Source organism: Actinoplanes sp. ATCC 53533 (genome assembly GCF_003947245.1).
Genome location: NZ_QHHV01000176.1, coordinates 23478 through 39879 on the forward strand (window position 1 = coordinate 23478; position 16402 = coordinate 39879).

The 16402-nt window shown below is 69.9% G+C and carries 12 protein-coding genes; 7 read left to right on the forward strand and 5 right to left on the reverse strand.

Going from position 1 to position 16402, the window contains the following annotated elements:
* Positions 1-37 precede the first annotated feature (37 nt).
* The 3 genes from DMB66_RS43790 to DMB66_RS43800 all read left to right on the forward strand — a co-directional run bounded on the left by DMB66_RS43790 (position 38) and on the right by DMB66_RS43800 (position 3903).
* On the forward strand, positions 38-1159 hold the full coding sequence (locus DMB66_RS43790) for an aromatic ring-hydroxylating dioxygenase subunit alpha (RefSeq protein WP_125810026.1): 1122 nt from the start codon (positions 38-40) through the stop codon (positions 1157-1159).
* Between the two features lie 79 nt (positions 1160-1238).
* Positions 1239-3410, forward strand: a complete 2172-nt coding sequence (locus DMB66_RS43795) for an alpha-galactosidase (protein ID WP_125810027.1) — start codon at positions 1239-1241, stop codon at positions 3408-3410.
* A gap of 40 nt (positions 3411-3450) precedes the next feature.
* The gene (locus tag DMB66_RS43800; protein WP_125810028.1) at positions 3451-3903 is read left to right on the forward strand and encodes a DUF5709 domain-containing protein; all 453 of its coding nucleotides are present in this window, start codon (positions 3451-3453) and stop codon (positions 3901-3903) included.
* 365 nt (positions 3904-4268) lie between these two features.
* Here DMB66_RS43800 and DMB66_RS43805 read toward each other — a convergent pair whose 3' ends face one another.
* On the reverse strand, positions 4269-4682 hold the full coding sequence (locus DMB66_RS43805; protein WP_125810029.1) for a nuclease-related domain-containing protein: 414 nt from the start codon (positions 4680-4682) through the stop codon (positions 4269-4271).
* Between the two features lie 22 nt (positions 4683-4704).
* Positions 4705-5283: a hypothetical protein gene (locus tag DMB66_RS43810; RefSeq protein ID WP_125810030.1), complete on the reverse strand. Its 579-nt coding sequence runs from the start codon at positions 5281-5283 to the stop codon at positions 4705-4707.
* Between the two features lie 447 nt (positions 5284-5730).
* Between DMB66_RS43810 and DMB66_RS43815 the strand changes: the two genes are divergently transcribed.
* From DMB66_RS43815 to DMB66_RS43830, 3 genes are all read left to right on the forward strand, one after another.
* Positions 5731-6477: a hypothetical protein gene (locus DMB66_RS43815; RefSeq protein ID WP_125810031.1), complete on the forward strand. Its 747-nt coding sequence runs from the start codon at positions 5731-5733 to the stop codon at positions 6475-6477.
* A 611-nt stretch (positions 6478-7088) separates the two neighbouring features.
* Entirely contained in the window at positions 7089-7994 is a 906-nt protein-coding gene (locus DMB66_RS43820; RefSeq protein WP_125810032.1) for an NADP-dependent oxidoreductase, read from the forward strand.
* Positions 7995-8553: 559 nt separating this feature from the next.
* The gene (locus tag DMB66_RS43830; RefSeq protein ID WP_199752972.1) at positions 8554-8919 is read left to right on the forward strand and encodes a MarR family winged helix-turn-helix transcriptional regulator; all 366 of its coding nucleotides are present in this window, start codon (positions 8554-8556) and stop codon (positions 8917-8919) included.
* A 129-nt stretch (positions 8920-9048) separates the two neighbouring features.
* Here the strand turns inward: DMB66_RS43830 and DMB66_RS43835 are convergent, their stop codons facing one another.
* Positions 9049-9765: a hypothetical protein gene (locus DMB66_RS43835; RefSeq protein WP_125810034.1), complete on the reverse strand. Its 717-nt coding sequence runs from the start codon at positions 9763-9765 to the stop codon at positions 9049-9051.
* Positions 9766-9787: 22 nt separating this feature from the next.
* On the opposite strand from DMB66_RS43835, the gene DMB66_RS65380 reads away from it, so the two are divergent.
* Positions 9788-9910, forward strand: a complete 123-nt coding sequence (locus DMB66_RS65380; RefSeq protein WP_255441293.1) for a hypothetical protein — start codon at positions 9788-9790, stop codon at positions 9908-9910.
* A 36-nt stretch (positions 9911-9946) separates the two neighbouring features.
* Here the strand turns inward: DMB66_RS65380 and DMB66_RS43840 are convergent, their stop codons facing one another.
* Positions 9947-13822: a S8 family serine peptidase gene (locus DMB66_RS43840; RefSeq protein WP_125810035.1), complete on the reverse strand. Its 3876-nt coding sequence runs from the start codon at positions 13820-13822 to the stop codon at positions 9947-9949.
* On the reverse strand, positions 13819-16368 hold the full coding sequence (locus DMB66_RS43845; protein WP_125810036.1) for a M4 family metallopeptidase: 2550 nt from the start codon (positions 16366-16368) through the stop codon (positions 13819-13821). The genes DMB66_RS43840 and DMB66_RS43845 overlap by 4 nt, the downstream gene beginning before the upstream one ends.
* Positions 16369-16402: the final 34 nt, after the last annotated feature.

Below are 16402 nucleotides of genomic sequence, written 5' to 3' on the forward strand. Positions count from 1 at the left end.
ACCTCTTCGACCCACGCCGCCGCACAGGGGTGACCACATGACCATGACCGAGCTGCCCGCCAGCCTGCTGCGGACCCTGCCGGGTACCTACTACACCGATCCTGCGATCTTCGCCGCCGAGCAGGAGCGGATCTTCGAGCAGATGTGGTTCTGCGCGCTGCGCGGGGCGGACATCGGCACCCCGGGGGCGTTCCGGACCGTCCAGGTGGGCCGGGAGAGCGTGCTGCTGACCCGGAACCGGAACGGCGAGGCCCGGGCGTTCCTCAACGTCTGCCGGCATCGCGGGGCGCTGCTGTGCGCCGAGGACAGCGGGTCGGTCAAGCGCACGTTCCGGTGCACCTATCACGCGTGGGCGTACGATCTGGACGGCAAGCTGGTCGCGGCCCCGAACCTGGTGAAGATGCCCGACGTCGACCGGGTCGAATACGGCCTGAACCCGGTGCACGTGCGCGAGTGGCTCGGCTACGTCTGGGTCAGCCTGGCCGAGACGCCGCCGTCGTTCTCCGACACGGTGCAGGGCGCCTGCGAGGAACGGCTGGGCGACCTGGCGGCGGTCGAGCGCTACGGCATCGAGAACCTGACGGTGGGCCGGCGGATCCGCTACGACGTCCGGGCCAACTGGAAGCTCATCATCGAGAACTTCATGGAGTGCTACCACTGCGCGACGATCCACCCGGAGCTCGTACGGGTGCTGCCGGAGTTCGCCGGCGGCTACGCGGCCCAGTACTACGTGGGCCACGGCGCCGAGTTCGGGCCGAATGTCGAGGGCTTCACGGTGGACGGCGGCGCCGGGGTGACCCGGATCACCGGCCTCGACCAGGCCCAGGACCGGCGGTACTTCGCGATCACCATCAAGCCGCAGGTGTTCCTCAACCTGGTGCCGGACCACGTGATCCTGCACCGGATGTACCCGCTGGCGGCGGACCGGACCGTGGTCGAGTGCGACTGGCTGTACCTGCCCGAGGTGGTGGCCGAGGGCCGGGACCTGTCGCGCTCGGTGGAGCTCTTCGACCGGGTCAACCGGCAGGACTTCGACGCCTGCGAGCGCTGCCAGCCGGGAATGGCGTCGCGCGCGTACGCCCGCGGCGGCGTGCTGGTGCCGAGCGAGCACCACCTCGCCGGCTTCCACGACTGGCTCCGCACCCGCCTGGAAGGCTGAGCCGACACACAGCGTGCTTGATCGGGTGGCGGGCGGGCCGACCGCCACCACCCGATCATGCTGTCGTTAGGGTGGCGGGATGCAAACAGGCTCGCTCATCGCCCTGACCGCGGACGGGGTCACCGTCCTGATCGAGGCGACCGCCGGCCGGCTTCCCGCCCTCGCCTACTGGGGTGAGGCGCTTCCCGGCCTCGACGCCGGCCAGGCCGAGGCGCTTGTCGCGACCGCCGAGCCGGTGACCGGCTCCAACGACCCCGAGATCCGGCCGCGGGTGGCCCTGCTGCCCGGGCACGACACCGGCTGGACCGGCCGGCCCGGCCTGCGCGGCTCGTTCGCGGGCGCCGGCTGGTCCCCCGCGTTCCTGGTCACCGAGATCCTCGTCGACGGCGCCCCGGCACCCGCGTTCCACGCGGGCGGTGCCGGCCGGGTGGAGGTCCGGGCCGTGGACGACGCCGGCCGGCTGGAGCTGCGGCTGGTCCTCGAACTGCTGCCCACCGGGCTGCTCCGGGCCCGCGCGGCGGTCCGCAACCTCGCCGATCAGCCGTACGCGTGTGAGGATCTCGTCCTGGCGTTCCCGGTGCCGGCCGAGGCGGCCGAGGTGCTGGACTTCGCCGGCCGGCACAACCAGGAACGGGTCCCGGTGCGGGCGCCGTTCCCGGTCGGCACGCACCTGCGGGAGAACCGCAAGGGCCGCACCGGCGCGGACAGCGCCTACCTGCTGCACGCCGGCACCGCCGGGTTCGGCTTCGAGGCGGGCCGGATCTGGGCCGTGCACACCGCGTGGAGCGGCAACCACACGCACTACGCCGAGCAGGTGCACAGCGGTGAGCGGCTGCTCGGCGGCGGCGAGTTGCTGCTGCCCGGCGAGATCCGGCTGGCGACCGGGGAGAGCTACGAGAGCCCGTGGCTCTACGGCGCGTACGGCGACGGCCTCGACGAGGTCGCCCGCCGCTTCCACCGGCACCTGCGCGCGCGCAGCCCGCAGGTGTCCGCCCAGCGCCCGGTCACCATCAACGTCTGGGAAGCCGTCTACTTCGACCACGACACCGACCGGCTGATCGACCTGGCCGAGCGCGCGGCCGCCGCCGGCGTCGAACGCTACGTGCTGGACGACGGCTGGTTCGGCTCCCGCCGCGACGACACGTCCGGGCTCGGCGACTGGGTGGTCTCGCCGGAGGTCTGGCCGGGCGGCCTGCACCCGCTCGTCGACCGGGTCCGGGCACTGGGCATGCAGTTCGGCCTCTGGTTCGAGCCGGAGATGGTCAACCCGGACTCCGACGTGGCCCGCGCGCACCCGGAATGGATCATGGCGGCGCGCGCCGCGTGGCCGATCGAGTCGCGCACCCAGCAGGTGCTCAACCTGGGCATCCCGGAGGCCTACGAGCACGTCAAGACGCAGATCCTGGCGGTGCTCGACGAGTACGCGATCTCGTACATCAAGTGGGACCACAACCGGGACCTGATCGAGGCGGGCACCCAGACCGACCGGGGCCGGCCCGGGGTGCACGCCCAGACGCTGGCGTTCTACCGGCTGCTGGACGAGATCCGCGCCGCGCACCCGGGGCTGGAGATCGAGTCCTGCTCCTCCGGCGGTGCCCGGGTCGACCTGGCGGTGCTGGAGCGTACCGATCGGGTCTGGGTCTCGGACAACATCGACCCGCACGACCGGCAGCGGATGATGCGCTGGAGCACCCAGCTGGTGCCGCCGGAATACCTCGGCTCGCACATCGCCTCCGGCCGCTCGCACGTCACCGGGCGGCGCCACGACCTGGCCTTCCGGGCCGGCACCGCGATCTTCGGCCACCTCGGCATCGAGTGGGACCTGACCGAGGCCACCGCGGCCGAGACCGCCGAACTGCGCGAGTGGGTGACGTACTTCCAGCGGGAGCGCGACCTGCTGCTCGGCGGGGACCTCGTGCGGATGGACGGCTACCCCGACCGCATCCTGGTGCACGGCGTCGTCGCGCCGGACCGGTCCCGCGCCCTGTTCGCGATGGCGATCACCGACAGCGTCCTGCCCGACCCGGCGGTCCGGCTGCGGCTGCGCGGCCTGGACCCGGACGGCCGGTACCGGATCCGGCCGGTCCTGGTCGGCGCGGAACCCGCCGGGCTGATCGCCCCGCAGTGGTGGGGCGCGGACCGCTCGGGCCGGATCCTCACCGGCGCCGCGCTCGCCCGGGCCGGGGTGGCCTGTCCCCGGGTACACCCGGACCAGGTGGTTCTGTACCGGGCCGACCTGGCCAACGACTAATCTCGCGGCAGTGCACTCGCTAGATCACCCAGGAGAAGCGATGACCCAGTCTGACGACCAGTGGGACGCGATCGAGGACGAAGGCGTCCTCGACAACTCGGACACCCTGGACGGAAACCCGGCCGGTGACCCGTTGGACGTCGGCTACCAGGCGGCCGACCGGTGGTCCGGCGCCGACCGGTTCGGCACCACGGCGGCCGAGCAGCGGCAGGGCGAGTCGCTCGACCAGCTGCTGTCCGAGGAGGAGCCGGACATCGACCCGTACGCGGACCCCGACCCCTACGCCGACGAGGACGACATCGCCCGGCGCGGCGCGGAGCAGGACCCGCGCGCGGGCCGGCTGTTCGCCGAGGACCAGGGGCTCGGCCCGGACGAGGAACGCGACGCGGTCGCCTACGACGCGGGGATCGACTCCGGCGCGGCCAGCGCCGAGGAGGCTGCGATGCACATCACCTCCGACCCGAACGGCCCTGGCGAGGGTCCGCAGTTCTAAGCCGTGGGTTGGACTTGCTTGCGGTGGACGGCCGGGGCCGGGGGTGACCACGCACTGCTGGTGGATCGTTTCTATGCAGTGCGTGGTCACCCCCGGCCCCGTCCTTGCATGCTCGCCGGATGCGGCTGGGTGATGGGTCCCGCGCGCCCTGACTGCCAGCGCGGGCTGGGCGGTCACCGTGCGGATCTGGTCTGGCTGCCGCGCCGGGGTGGCGCCAGGGGATTCTTGTCGGGCAGGCCGGGCTGGGTGGTGGGTCGTGCGGACGCACCTCGCCGGTCACGGTGGCGGTCGGTTGCTGAAGCGCCGGAGGCCGGACACTTCGCCTGCACAATGCCAGCGATCATCAGAATGATGCTGGACATCCGTTAGGAGCCGTCGCCTGTTTTCCTGGTCAACTCATCCACCACGGATTTGGCGATTGCCTCCGCAGAGCCACCACTGAGAACCACCTTGACGCCAACGTCTCCGGCCATCTCCGTCATGGCTGCCGAGAACGGCGCATCGGTCACGAGGACGGGGATCACTTCTGACTTCTCGTCTATTCTTTCGACATCGGCAGCGAGTCTTTCCACCTGGGCGATTTCCGTGAAGTGAGGATCCGCCCGTCCAATTTTGGCTTCAATTACGTAGACACGCCCGTCGGGACTACTGACTACGAGGTCCGGTTCAGTCTTCGTGCGCAAGAGACGGCCAGCGAAGTTGGAGATGACATCCCAGCTTTGAGACTTGAGCGCGCTTGCTACCGCAGTCAACATCGAGGCGGCGATCAAAGGCTCCATGACTGCCCCTCCAAACTCGACGTTACTTCCACCGGAGCGTACCCTTCCTCACCTCAAGCACTGCGAACACTACGGAGGCAATGGCGCCAATAATGCCAGTAAGCGCACCGCCGATAAATTTACCCTGAGACTCGGCCGCGAAGGTGAAGAGCCCGACGCTAACATAAATGATCGTTGCCACACCTATTGCGATTGGCAAGATCGTTTCTTTCCTCTTGAATTCGATCTTGATGCCGGTCTCGCCGGTCAAGAATTCTTTACGAGACTGCTCATCGACCATCACCAAATGCGACAGCTTAGGCGACTTGTCGTGCAGGATCTTACGGACGCCTTTCCATGCCGACAGAGCGGCGTTCATCGCGTTACCCTCAACAGGCTCGACATATATTTGGAGTTCGCTACTGCTGCCTGGAGTGAACACCAATCGGCAATCCGGACTGTCAGTCGCAAAAAGCTTCTTGACTTTTGACCAAGCGCCCGTGCTCAGCAGCTGGCTCCTTGACAGCACGCTCCGGTCGTCCGTGCCGTAATGAGCGGCAAGGAGCGCTAACATCGCTGGCCAATCTACGGCGTCGTGATCGATCTTGAATCGCGAGTACACCCATCCTCCTTGGGACGGAGCCCTTACTGGGATTACCATAGCGCAGATTCACCCGACAGTCTGCACGCTCATGCTCAGCGACAGACCTAACGGCTCGGACGCCGATGCGATCCGAGAGGCGATGCGACCGATCCAGATACCTCGAAAGTGATCTACCGGGACCTCAAATGACAGGTGTGCATCTGGCTGCGGATACCTGTCCCCGATGCTCAGAACCGTGTATAACTCCTACATGTCTCGAGTGCCACACCGCAAAGCACGGAGTTCCCCCGTCAGGAAGAACGACGCTCTGTCGACACCCGCGGCCATTGTGAAGTCACAGTGACGGCGGGAGCAGGGCCCGTTGGCGATGCCTCTGGAGAGTTCGAGAGCAAGACGGCAGAGTCAGGTGGACGCATCGTCCGGCCACCCAAGCTGCAAAAAGCAGTCTTGATTGGGACGTTTGCCATGGGCGTCATCCTGCTCCTCAGTGGCCCCGCGCTGTTGATTATATTCCGGGCTTCCGATAAGTCGCCGGACACGATCACCTTGCTTCTTCCCAGCTTTCTCGGTTTCGCACTCATCGCGTTGCCGCTACGAAAGGACTCCACTTACCAGATCGGCGACTTCTCGGAGGACATCCGCGAGCGGGTGGAGTCCGAGGCACCCAGCTATCTTTTCAATGTGCAAGAGGGTGGCACGGTCCACTTCACCCCCAACGAGGACGACCTCGCCACAGTGCGGGCGTCACATGCACTCGAAAAGCAAGAGGCCATCCTGCGAGAGATCTACACCCAAGGACTCGGGCAAGCAAGACGCAGCTTTACTGTCAGCCTCATATTCGCCTCGCTCGGAGCTTTGGTACTCCTCAGTGGCATAGGCCTGGCGATCAGGAATGCGGAAACCAGCGGTGAGCAGTATGCATCAATCGTGACCGGAGCCGTAGGGGTAGTCATCAACCTCACTTCAAGCCTCTTTTTCGTTCAATCCAACCGCGCACGACGAAACATGGCCGAGCAGGGGATGATGCTTCGCGAGGAAAGCCGTGAGGACCGCAGGCTAAATGCGGCCCGGGAGTTGGTAGCGGCGATTGACGACGCGGCACTTAGAAGCGAAGTGCGAGCGGAACTGGCACGCAAGCTGCTTAATATAGGGGAAGCGAGTGCAGCCAGCGAGTCGCAAGACGGCACCGACGCCGCGGCGCAGGCGCAATAGTTCTAGGCGATTTGATGTACGAAGCGTGCAACGACTTAACCGGGCGCACGGTTCGATGGCATTGTAATCTGAGTCTGTGCCGCCTACACCGACGCAATAGCCACTCTGCAGCAAGCACGCTTCTAACCGCAACGTTCGCGCGGCGGCAGGCCGGCGTGCTTGCGCGGCGCACATGTCAGCCGGCATCCGCGCAGCCATCGGTTGACCGCGTTGCCGCCGGCTCACGGCGGGGTTCAACCGGGTGGCCTTCGGTGCCGTCAGGCCCCAGCGCCGGACCGCTGCGGTGTCCCCGGCGACGAGCCACTGGTTGCCGGCGCTGATCACGCAGCGCTTGCCGTCGGCATAGCTCCTTCACGCGTTGTGGACCACGCGAGTCGCGATTGCGGGCCACAGTTGCGATGTTCACCGCGTCCGGAACCGGTCTCTGCTGGGTGTTGGGCGACGTTCGTCATGAGCACGAAGGAGAGCTGTTGGTTCTTGTGCTGCCGCGCCCGGACGCCTGGCCGCCAGCACAGCGAGGGGCGCCACACCGAAATACCTGGCCAGCCACACATCTCCTGCTACTTTATGTGTCTAGCCACATAACTGCTGTCGAAGGCTGAGGAGTCCTCATGAAAGCCATCCTGTTCGATCGTTTCGGCGGTCCGGAAGTGCTGCACGAGGCGGATGTCGAGGTCCCCCGACCCGGTCCTGGGCAGGTCCGCTTGCGTGTCAAGGCGGCCGGCGTGAACGGTCTGGACGGCAAGATCCGTTCCGGGGCGATGGAGGCTGCGTTTCCGACGCCCCTGCCCGCTGTTCCCGGTCGCGAGGTCGCCGGCGTGGTGGACGCCCTGGGTGAGGGCGTGACGGGGGTGACGGTGGGCGACGAGGTGTTGGGCTGGTCGGACACGGGTTCGTACGCCGAGTACGCGCTGGCCACCACCGTGGCTCCCAAACCTGCCGACCTCGGCTGGCAGCGTGCGGCCGCACTACCGGTTGCGAGCGAGACTGCCGAGCGGGTGCTGAACCTACTCGGGATCGCCGCCGGCGAGACCGTGCTGATGCACGGTGCGGCCGGCGGGGTCGGAACCCTGGCGGTCCAGTTCGCCACGGCTCGCGGGGCGCGGGTCATCGCCACCGCAGGCCCCGCCAACCAGGAATATCTGGTCTCACTCGGCGCCACCGCGACTCCTTACGGGGAGGGCCTCGTCGAGCGGGTCCGCGCACTCGCGCCCGACGGCGTGGACGCGGTGTTCGACCTCGCCGGGAAGGGTGCCTTGGAGGACTCCATCGCTCTGCGCGGCGGCACCGAACGCATCGTCACCATCGCCGACTTCCGTGCCCACCAGCTCGGCATCACCTTCGCCAGCAGTTCTCAGGAACGCTCGGCCGTCCGCCTGGCCGCTGTGGCCCGGGAGGCCGCGGCCGGCGAGCTCGTCACCACCGTCGCCGCCTACCCGCTCGACCAGGCCGCCACGGCCCAGCAGGTCAGCGACGCCGGGCATGTCCGGGGCAAACTCGTCATCACCCTCGACTGAGTACGTCCGCTCCGCCCCTACCCCCGATCGTCACCTGCCAGCACCGAACTGAAGGCCCCCATGCTGAAATCCCTGTGGACACCGACCGCCGTCGGTGACATGTCCCTGCCGCACCGCCTGGTCACGGCCCCATGACCCGTGACCGTTCCACCCCTGAAGGCGTGCCGACCGAGCTGGGCGCAAGATCACCGAGCTCTGTCGACACAGGAGGTCGCGGAGACCGGCCTACGGATCTCCCCCGGAAACCCTTCCCGTCCGCGCCAAAGACATCGAGAACGGCACGGCCGATCTCGTCTCCGTCGGCGCCCACTCGCTCGCTAACCCGGATCTGGTCGAGCGACTACGCTCGGACGCGCCGCTCAACACCCGATCCGGCGACCTTCTACGGCGGCGGAGCGGTCGGCTAAACCGACTACCCCACCCACACCGCTTGAGGAACCGAACCATGCCTGTCCCCACACCCCACATCCCCACAACAGCCGGCGAGGGACAGGTGAGTTACGCGATCTTCCAGCTCGCCCGTGCCCACCGCGGTTACGCCGCCGCCATGCTCCGTGAGATGGACCTGCATCCCGGGCAGGAGTTGCTGCTGATGCACCTGCTCGACCGGGACGGTCAAACACAGTCCGAGCTGCTCGAAAGCGTTGGTCTGGATCACTCCACCGTCTCCAAGTCGCTGCGCCGCATGCAGGAGGCCGGTCTGGTCGTCCGCGAGCCAGCCCAACACGACCGGCGTGTCATGGTCGTCCACCTCACCGACAAAGGCCGTGCCATGCGCGAGCCCCTGGCGACCATGTGGCGGACCCTGGAGGAGGTCTCCGTGCGGAACCTGTCGGCACAGCGGGCAGAGTCCTTCGTCGGCACCGCCTGCGCCATCACCGACGCGATCAACAACCGCTCGTCTTCCGCAGACGAGTCCCGGTAACTCCGCCGAAGGCGAGCTCCGCCCGAAGAGCAGTGGCCTGCGGAGATGGCGGGAGCCACCGCCGACCTCCGTACAAGGTACTGGCCTTCAGGGGTCAGGCCGCCGGCAGCTCGTCCGCGAAGCCTGCGGCTAGATCTCCTCGGCCGGCCAGCGCCACGACGACTCCGGCCCTCGCCACGCCGGCTCCGGCCGCCACGACGGCTCCGGCTCCGGCCGCGCCGATCGGACAAGCGGGACCAGGGCAGGATCCGAGTCCCGCCGGGTGGCCGCCAGATACCAGGCGATGCGGTGCCGCGTCTCCGGTGCGTCATCGGTGAGCCAGCCGCCCGCCTCCGGTTCGCCGAGGCGCAGCCGTGCCTCGACCGCGCTCGCCCGGGCACGCCCGTCAGGCTCGGCGTCCGCCAGCATCTTCAGCAGTTCACGATCGGCGGCCGGCGCGCCGGAGACCCGGGCCAGCACCAGCGATGCCAGCGACCGGGTCTCCGGGTCCGGGTCGTCGAGCATGTCCCGGACCACCCGGTCGAACCCGCTCAGTGCCTGTTCGACCGCTTCCTCCTCGGCGATGCCCCAGTCCCACTCACCGCGGTAGGTACGAGCGCCGGCCCGCAGACCGCGATACACGTGTGCGTGATCCACAACGTAGTTCAGCACGGCGAAGGCGTCGGCCCGCCAGGGCGTGCCCGCTTCGACCAGCCCGCGCACCGCGGTCACCACCCGGCTCGCCGCACCGGGAGTGACAGCGACCGCGTCGTCCACGGCAACACGCGCCAGGTCATAGGCGGCAGAGCGGGCAGCCGCGCGATCGACAGCCTCGCGCAACTGCGCGACCACCTCGTAGTGCGTCACGTCGGCATCCTAGTAACGCCTTGTGAGAACTACTCGCGCGGCCGCGCAGCTGCACTGCTACCTGCCCGAGCAGGCCGGTGTGCATGGGCCCGGCGGCGTCACCTCGGCGCTCGCCGAACCCGGTGGTGCTGGACGCGGCCGGTGAACCGCTGGACCCCGCGACGTGCCGGGGTGCGGCGGTTCACCGAGGCGTCAGGGCGACATCGCGGGTGACGGTGGCGTACGGCGTGTCCGCGACTACCGGGGTGGTCCCGCTGGGGTAATGGTCGGCGTGCGTCACCGCCAGCGTGTACGAGCCCAGCGGCACCCGCACCGCATACGTCCCTGTCGCGTCCGTCGTCACCTCCTCCTCGACGTCGTCAAGGCGCAACAGCTGGACCGTCGCGCCGGCCACCGGGCCGCCCGTGCCGGAGGCGGTCACCCGCCCGCTGATCGTGCCTGGCGGTGCGTACGTGATGGCCCCGCCCGGCCGCAGCAGCCCGGTCTCGATGTTGTCGGAGGCGTAGTACCAGTACTCGTTCGCGTACCGGTCTTCCTGGCCCTCCAGTCCGACGGTGGCCGAGGAGCCGCGGGCGCGCGGGTCGTCCGGCAGCGACTGGTACTCGACGGCGATCCGGCCGTTCTCGTGCAGCACGATGTCGAAGCTGATTCGCGTGGCGGTGTCGCTGATCAGCACGTCCTGCCAAGCGACCGTGAAGCGGCGGTTCGGTGCGGTGCCGCTCGTGCCGGTCCGCACGCCGGCGGCCGCGTCGATGGTGAGATCGTCCCAGAACGCGTAGATGGCCGTGTCCGGGGAGCCGCCGTTGTCGGCCGGCAGGCTCTCGTTGGACGTGATCTGCCAGTCCTGTGGCTCGAACGTCAGGTATCCGTGGGTGGCCACGTACGCGGTCGAGTAGGTGTGGCCGTAGTACGGGAACGCGAACGGCAGCGCCACCGCGGCCGTCGGGCCGATCGCCGGGACGTCGAGCGGGGTGCCCGCGGTGACCTGGTTCGCCGCTGTGACCCGGCACTGGTAACCGTATCCATCCGCGCCGTCCACCACGCCGCCCGGCGAGATGACGGTGATGTCGCGGGTCACGTCGCCGCCGAGGATCTCGTCGATGTACTCGCGGCCGTCGCGCATGCACTTGGGCACGTCGGCGGAGAGGACCGCGGTCACGTCTGTCTCCGGGACCTTCTCGAACCGGTACGCCCCGTCGGGACCGGTGCGCGGGAAGGTCAAGTAGCCGCTGGTGCCCATCAGCACCAGCCGCACCACCGCGCCCTCGACCGGTGCGCCGAGGTCGTCTCGGACCACACCACTGACCGTCCGCTCATTGAACGCCAGGCGCACGTCTTGCACGACGGTGGCACCGTCGGTATCGAGGGTGAGCGTGGTCCGGTACAGGCCGAAGGTGACCAGCGACGCCTCGAAGGTGAACGTGCCGAGCGGTAGGTGCAGCACGTACGTGCCGTCGGCGGCGGTGGTCGTGGCGATGGCGGGCGCGTCGCCGGCTCGCACCCGCACGGTGGCGCCGGCCGCGGCCGAGCCGTCCGGCTTGGTGACGGTGCCGCGCAGCGTCGCCGAGGTGCGGAACGCGACGGCCGAGCCGGGGCTCAGCACCCGGGCGTCACGGGCGTACTCCAGGCCGGTGGTGGCGGGCAGGTTCTCGATGCCGATGGTGGCGCCGGCGCCGCGGGCCGCCGGATCGGCGCTAAGCTGTCCGAAGTGGATGGTGACCGCGCCGTGCTCGGACAACTCCGCGGCGAACGTGGCCCGGCCGGGCGCGTCGTAGAAGGCCACATTGCGCCACTCCACCACGAACCGGCGGTCGGGCGCCGTGCCGAGCGTCGCGGTGCGCACGCTGGCGGCGGCGTCCACGATCAGGTCGTCCCAGAACGCGAAGACAGCCGCGTTCGGATATGACGAGTTGGGCACCTCGCGGTTGATGGAGTTGTCCGCGGCCCGGTCGAAGGTGAGGAAGCCGTTGGTCGCGACCCACGCCTTGGTGTACCGGGCGCCGTAGAACGGCATCTCGAACGGGAGCGCGATTTCCAGCGACTCGTCGTCGCCGGCGAGCGGCAGCACCGCCGTGCCGCCCACGTACGGCGTGGTGACCCCGTGGCAGTGGTAGCCGGCGGCGTCCACCCGGGCGCTGGGACGCACGTCGACCACCTCGTCGCCGTCCACTGTGACCTGTCGCGAACCGGCGGTCAGGCACCGGCCGGCGCCGAACGACAGCGGGTACGTGCCGGCGGGCACGCCGTCGAGCCGGTATGCCCCGTCGGTGCCGGTGGTGACGGCCGCGAGTGGGGTACGCAGCAGCTGCAGCGTGATGCCGGCGGCCGGCACGTTGTTGGTGTCCAGCACCAGTCCGCTGACCGAGTGCCGGGCCAGTTCGGCCATGGCGAGGTCGACGGTGACGGTGGTGTCGGCGGCGACCGCCACCGGCCCCGCCGAGGCGGATGCGTATCCGAACGAGGACGCGGTGATCTGGTACGAGCCGACCGGCAACCGGGCGCTGTATCGCCCGTTGGCGTCGGTGATGGCCACCCGCTCCACCCGGTTGGCGCCGACGAGGCGCAGCCGGGCGCCGGCGACACCCGCTCCGCCGGAGCTGATGGTGCCGCTGACCGTCCCGAAGGGACCGAGCGGCGCTCGGCCGACGGCGGCGAGGATGTCGAGCTTGCCCTCGCCCCAGACCCTGTTGTCGTCGGTGGTGCCGCCGCAGGTGCCGTCCTGGACGTCGACCGCTGAGTCGTCGAGCAGCGCGCGGGTGCCGGCCACGTTGCCGATGAGGCTGGGCGCGGCCGACCACAGCAGCGCCACCGCGCCCGCCACGTGCGGTGTGGCCATCGAGGTGCCGCTGTAGGACTCGTACCGGTTGCCGGGCAGGCTGGAGCGCACCGCCACACCGGGCGCGGCGATGTCCGGCTTGACCAGGGAGCTGCTGGTCGAGCCCCGGCCGGAGAAGTCCGCGATCGCACCCGCGGAGTCGTAGGCGGCCACCGCGTACGTGGTCGGGTAGTCGGCCGGGGAGCCGATGGTGCCGCAGGACGGCCCGTCGTTGCCCGCGGCGAAGACCGGCATGATGCCCATCTGCACCCAGCGGTCGACCGCCTCGGTGTAGAACGGGTCGCTGTAGGCGGCGCCCCAGGAGTTGTTGACGACGTGCGGGGCGAGCTCGGGGCGAGGGTTCGACCAGTTCTCGTCGAACGGGGCGACGATCCACTGCGCTGCGAGGAGCAGGGCGAGGATGGCGCAGCCGTTGCCCTGGCAGCCGCGGGTGGCGATCCAGCGCGCGCCGGGGGCCACGCCGGTCCGGTTGCCGTCGCCGTCGTCGCCGACCATCGTGCCCATGGTGTGGGTGCCGTGGCCGTTGGTGTCGCACGGGCCGACGTCCAGTCCACACTGGGCGTAGGGGTCGTACCAGTTGTAGGTGTGGTCGAACGTCCCGTCGCCGTGGTTTCCGCGGTACTGCTCCACGAGCGCCGGGTGGTCGTACTGGACGCCGCTGTCGATGCTGGCGACCACGATGCCCTCGCCGCGCACGCCGTACCTGGACCAGACCTGGTCCGCGCCGGTGCTCGACACGTTCCACTCCACGCCGTCGGCGGCCGCGGCCACGGCGGCGGCCGGCCGCGGCGCCGGTTCCGGCAGGGCGTACGTGCGGGCCGGCGTGACCGACCGTACGTCAGGGCGGGCGGCCAGCTCGGCGGCGAGCTTGGCGTCGGCGCCGCTGACGTGGATGGCGTTGACGATCCACAGTGACCGGTGCCGCAGACCGCGCGCGGTGAGCAGGTCGCGCAGCCCGCGCTGGCTGCGCTCGGCCACCTCGACCAGCCGCTGCCGGCCGTACCCGGTGCGCTGCCCGTGCGTCTGGCGAGTGCGGGCGCCGCTCAGGTCGGCACGTTCCTTGAGGGCGACCACCAGATCCGCGCGGCGCCCGCCGGCGAGCACCCGCGCGACCTCCGGGGCGAGGCCGGGGCCCGGGGCCGCGGCCGCCGGTCGTGCCGGCACGGCGGCTCCGGCCGCCACGAGGAGCAGGGCGAGCAGGACCCGGCGCACCCCCGTCACCCGACCCGGGTGTCGAGGAACGCGAGCGCCTCGTTGACGGTCTTCCCGGCCATCTGGTCGAACGCCGCCCGGTCCAGCTCCTGGCCGATCCGCTCGGCGAAGCCTCCCCCGCCGGCGGCGACGTCGGCCGCGGCGTAGTTGTTCATGAGGCCGCTCAGCTCGTCCAGCATCGCCTGGCTGACCACTGTGGAGTCGCCGGCCGCCGTGCCGACCGTGCGCAGCGCCGGTTCCAGGGTCTGCATGGCATGCGCGGTGCGCCGCCGCAGGTCGTCGTCGGTGGCCATCAGTTCGATAGCGCGCTGGCCGTAGGTGACGTACACGACCTCGTAGTGCGCCAGGGCCGGCGTGCGCGCGGCCGAGAACAGGTCGCGCACGTGCAGCAGTGCGGCGAGCACCGCGTCGACGCCCGGCCCCTGCGGGTCGAGCCCGTCGACCCCGGCGCCGGCCAGCGACTCGTCCGCGAAGCACGCGCAGTCCTGGCGCGGCTGCTCGAAGGCGCCGTCCACGCCGACGGCCGTCCACGCGGCGGCGGCCTCCTTCGCCTCCGTGGAGCCCTTGCCGTAGAGCTTGTTCGCCGACTCGATGAAGCCGACCCGCGAGTCGGTGAAGCGAGCCCGCTCACCCAGGTAGGTGGTCAGCGTCCGGTATGCGATCGCCGCCGCCTTGGTGATGCCGATCTGCTGTGTCAGCAGGTAGAAGGCCTTGTTCTGAATGCCGCTGTTGGTATGCACGCCGCCCCAGTCCGAGCAGCTCGACTCGAAGTCCCGGTAGTGCGCGGGGTCGCCGTAGATCGTCGGGTCCGCCATGCTGCGCAGCGCGCCACCCGGGATCTGGCCGCCGACCAGCCAGTCGTGGGCGCCCTTCGAGTAGTTCTCGATGGCCTCGCCGAAGATGTCGGAGAAGCTCTCGTTCAGCGCACCGGACTGGTACATGTACCAGAGGCCGGCGCTGTTGAACGTCACGCCGTGGGTCAGCTCGTGGGCGACCACGTCCACCGTGGTCATGCCCTCGCCGAACACCATCGTGTCGATGTCGTCGGGGATGAACGCGGCGTTGCGCATCGGCTCGTCCTTCTTGCTCCGCACCCGCACGAACGCGCGCAGGTCGCCGCCCTTGCCGTCGTAGCTGTCGCGGCCGAACCGGGAGTGGTAGAAGTCGTAGGTGTCGCCGAGGTAGTCGTACGCGTCGTCCACGTCGTCGATCCCGGTCGCCCCTTCTCCCTCGGTGCGTTTGGGGACGATGGGCAGCTCGGTGAGCTTGTTCGCGTCGTAGATCCGGCGGTCCCTGGCGTGCGCCGTCTTCGGCAACGCGTACACCAGCCGGCCGCTGCGAGCGTCCACAAAGTACGCGTTGGACAGGCCACCGCTCAGGTCGGTCAGCCACACCTGCCAGGCCAGCACGGTGGGCGTGGCGCGGTTCGGCTCCGGGTTCGAGGGCAGCAGGTAGAGCTTCGCCGGCTCGACGAGGCGCCCGTTCGGCATCGCCAGCCGGGCAGTGCGCAGGGCGTCACCGGCCAGGACGGTCGCCTGCGTGCTCCGCACATCGAGCGCCGGCTCGGCGCCGTTGGTGACGAACTCGACGTACTGGCCGGTGCGGTCGAGGTGGATGCCCACCTGGGAGCCGTAGACGGGTACCCCGCCGACATGCTGTTGGAACCACAGGTGCCGCTCGCCGGTGGGCTCGCGCTGCTCGCGTACGGAGCGCAGGGACCCGACCGGGTCAGCGAGGCCGAAGATCCCGGCGTGCTGGCGCAGCCAGCCGGGCACACCGCCGGTCAGCTTGCTGCGAGTGCCCACCATGGACGGTGTGCCCCGCCAGAGATCGTTGGCCACCAACGGCTCCGCGCCCTGCTCCGCGCGCAGCCGGGTGAGTTCGGCGGTGACACCCGGCCGGTGGTAGCCGACTCGCGGCGCGCTCGCCCCACCCCCGAACGGCAGCACCCGGCCACCCGGCGACGGTTCGGCCGATGCCGGCACCGCGACCACCACTCCGGCCGCGACCACCGCGACGACCACGGCCGCCCGGTTCAGCCGGAACGTCCTCGCCGCCAGGATCCCGACCGATGCCCAGACCGTCGCCGCGCCCGCGACCAGCAGTGCGGGGGCGGCCAGGTGGACCAGCGGATCGGCGGCGAGCGCACCACCGGCGACGACGAAGCCGGTGAGCGTGATCGCGTAGCCGCCGGCCGCGACCGCGGCGCCGGCCACGGTCAGTCCTTTGCGGGTGCGCACACCGAGCACCACCATGCCCACCAGCGGCCCGGCGGCCAGCAGCGCCAGCGGCGAACCGCTCAGCAGCAGGGTGATCGGGTAGAGGCGCCCGTCGACCCCGGCCACGGTCCAGTCCAGCGGAACGCCCAGGCTGGCGGCCACCGCCGCGGCGGCACCGCCCGGGTCGGCGCCGAGGAGCCGGCCGATCAGTCCGGCGGTGCTCTGCTCGCCCGCGAGGAGGGCCAGGATCGCCCAGCACACCCCGGCGGTGAGGACGGCCGCGCCAACCGCTTCGGCGGCGAGCAGACCGAGACGGGACCAGCGACGAGCGGACATGGGCGCCCCTGTCGATCAGATCGAGTGATCCTGA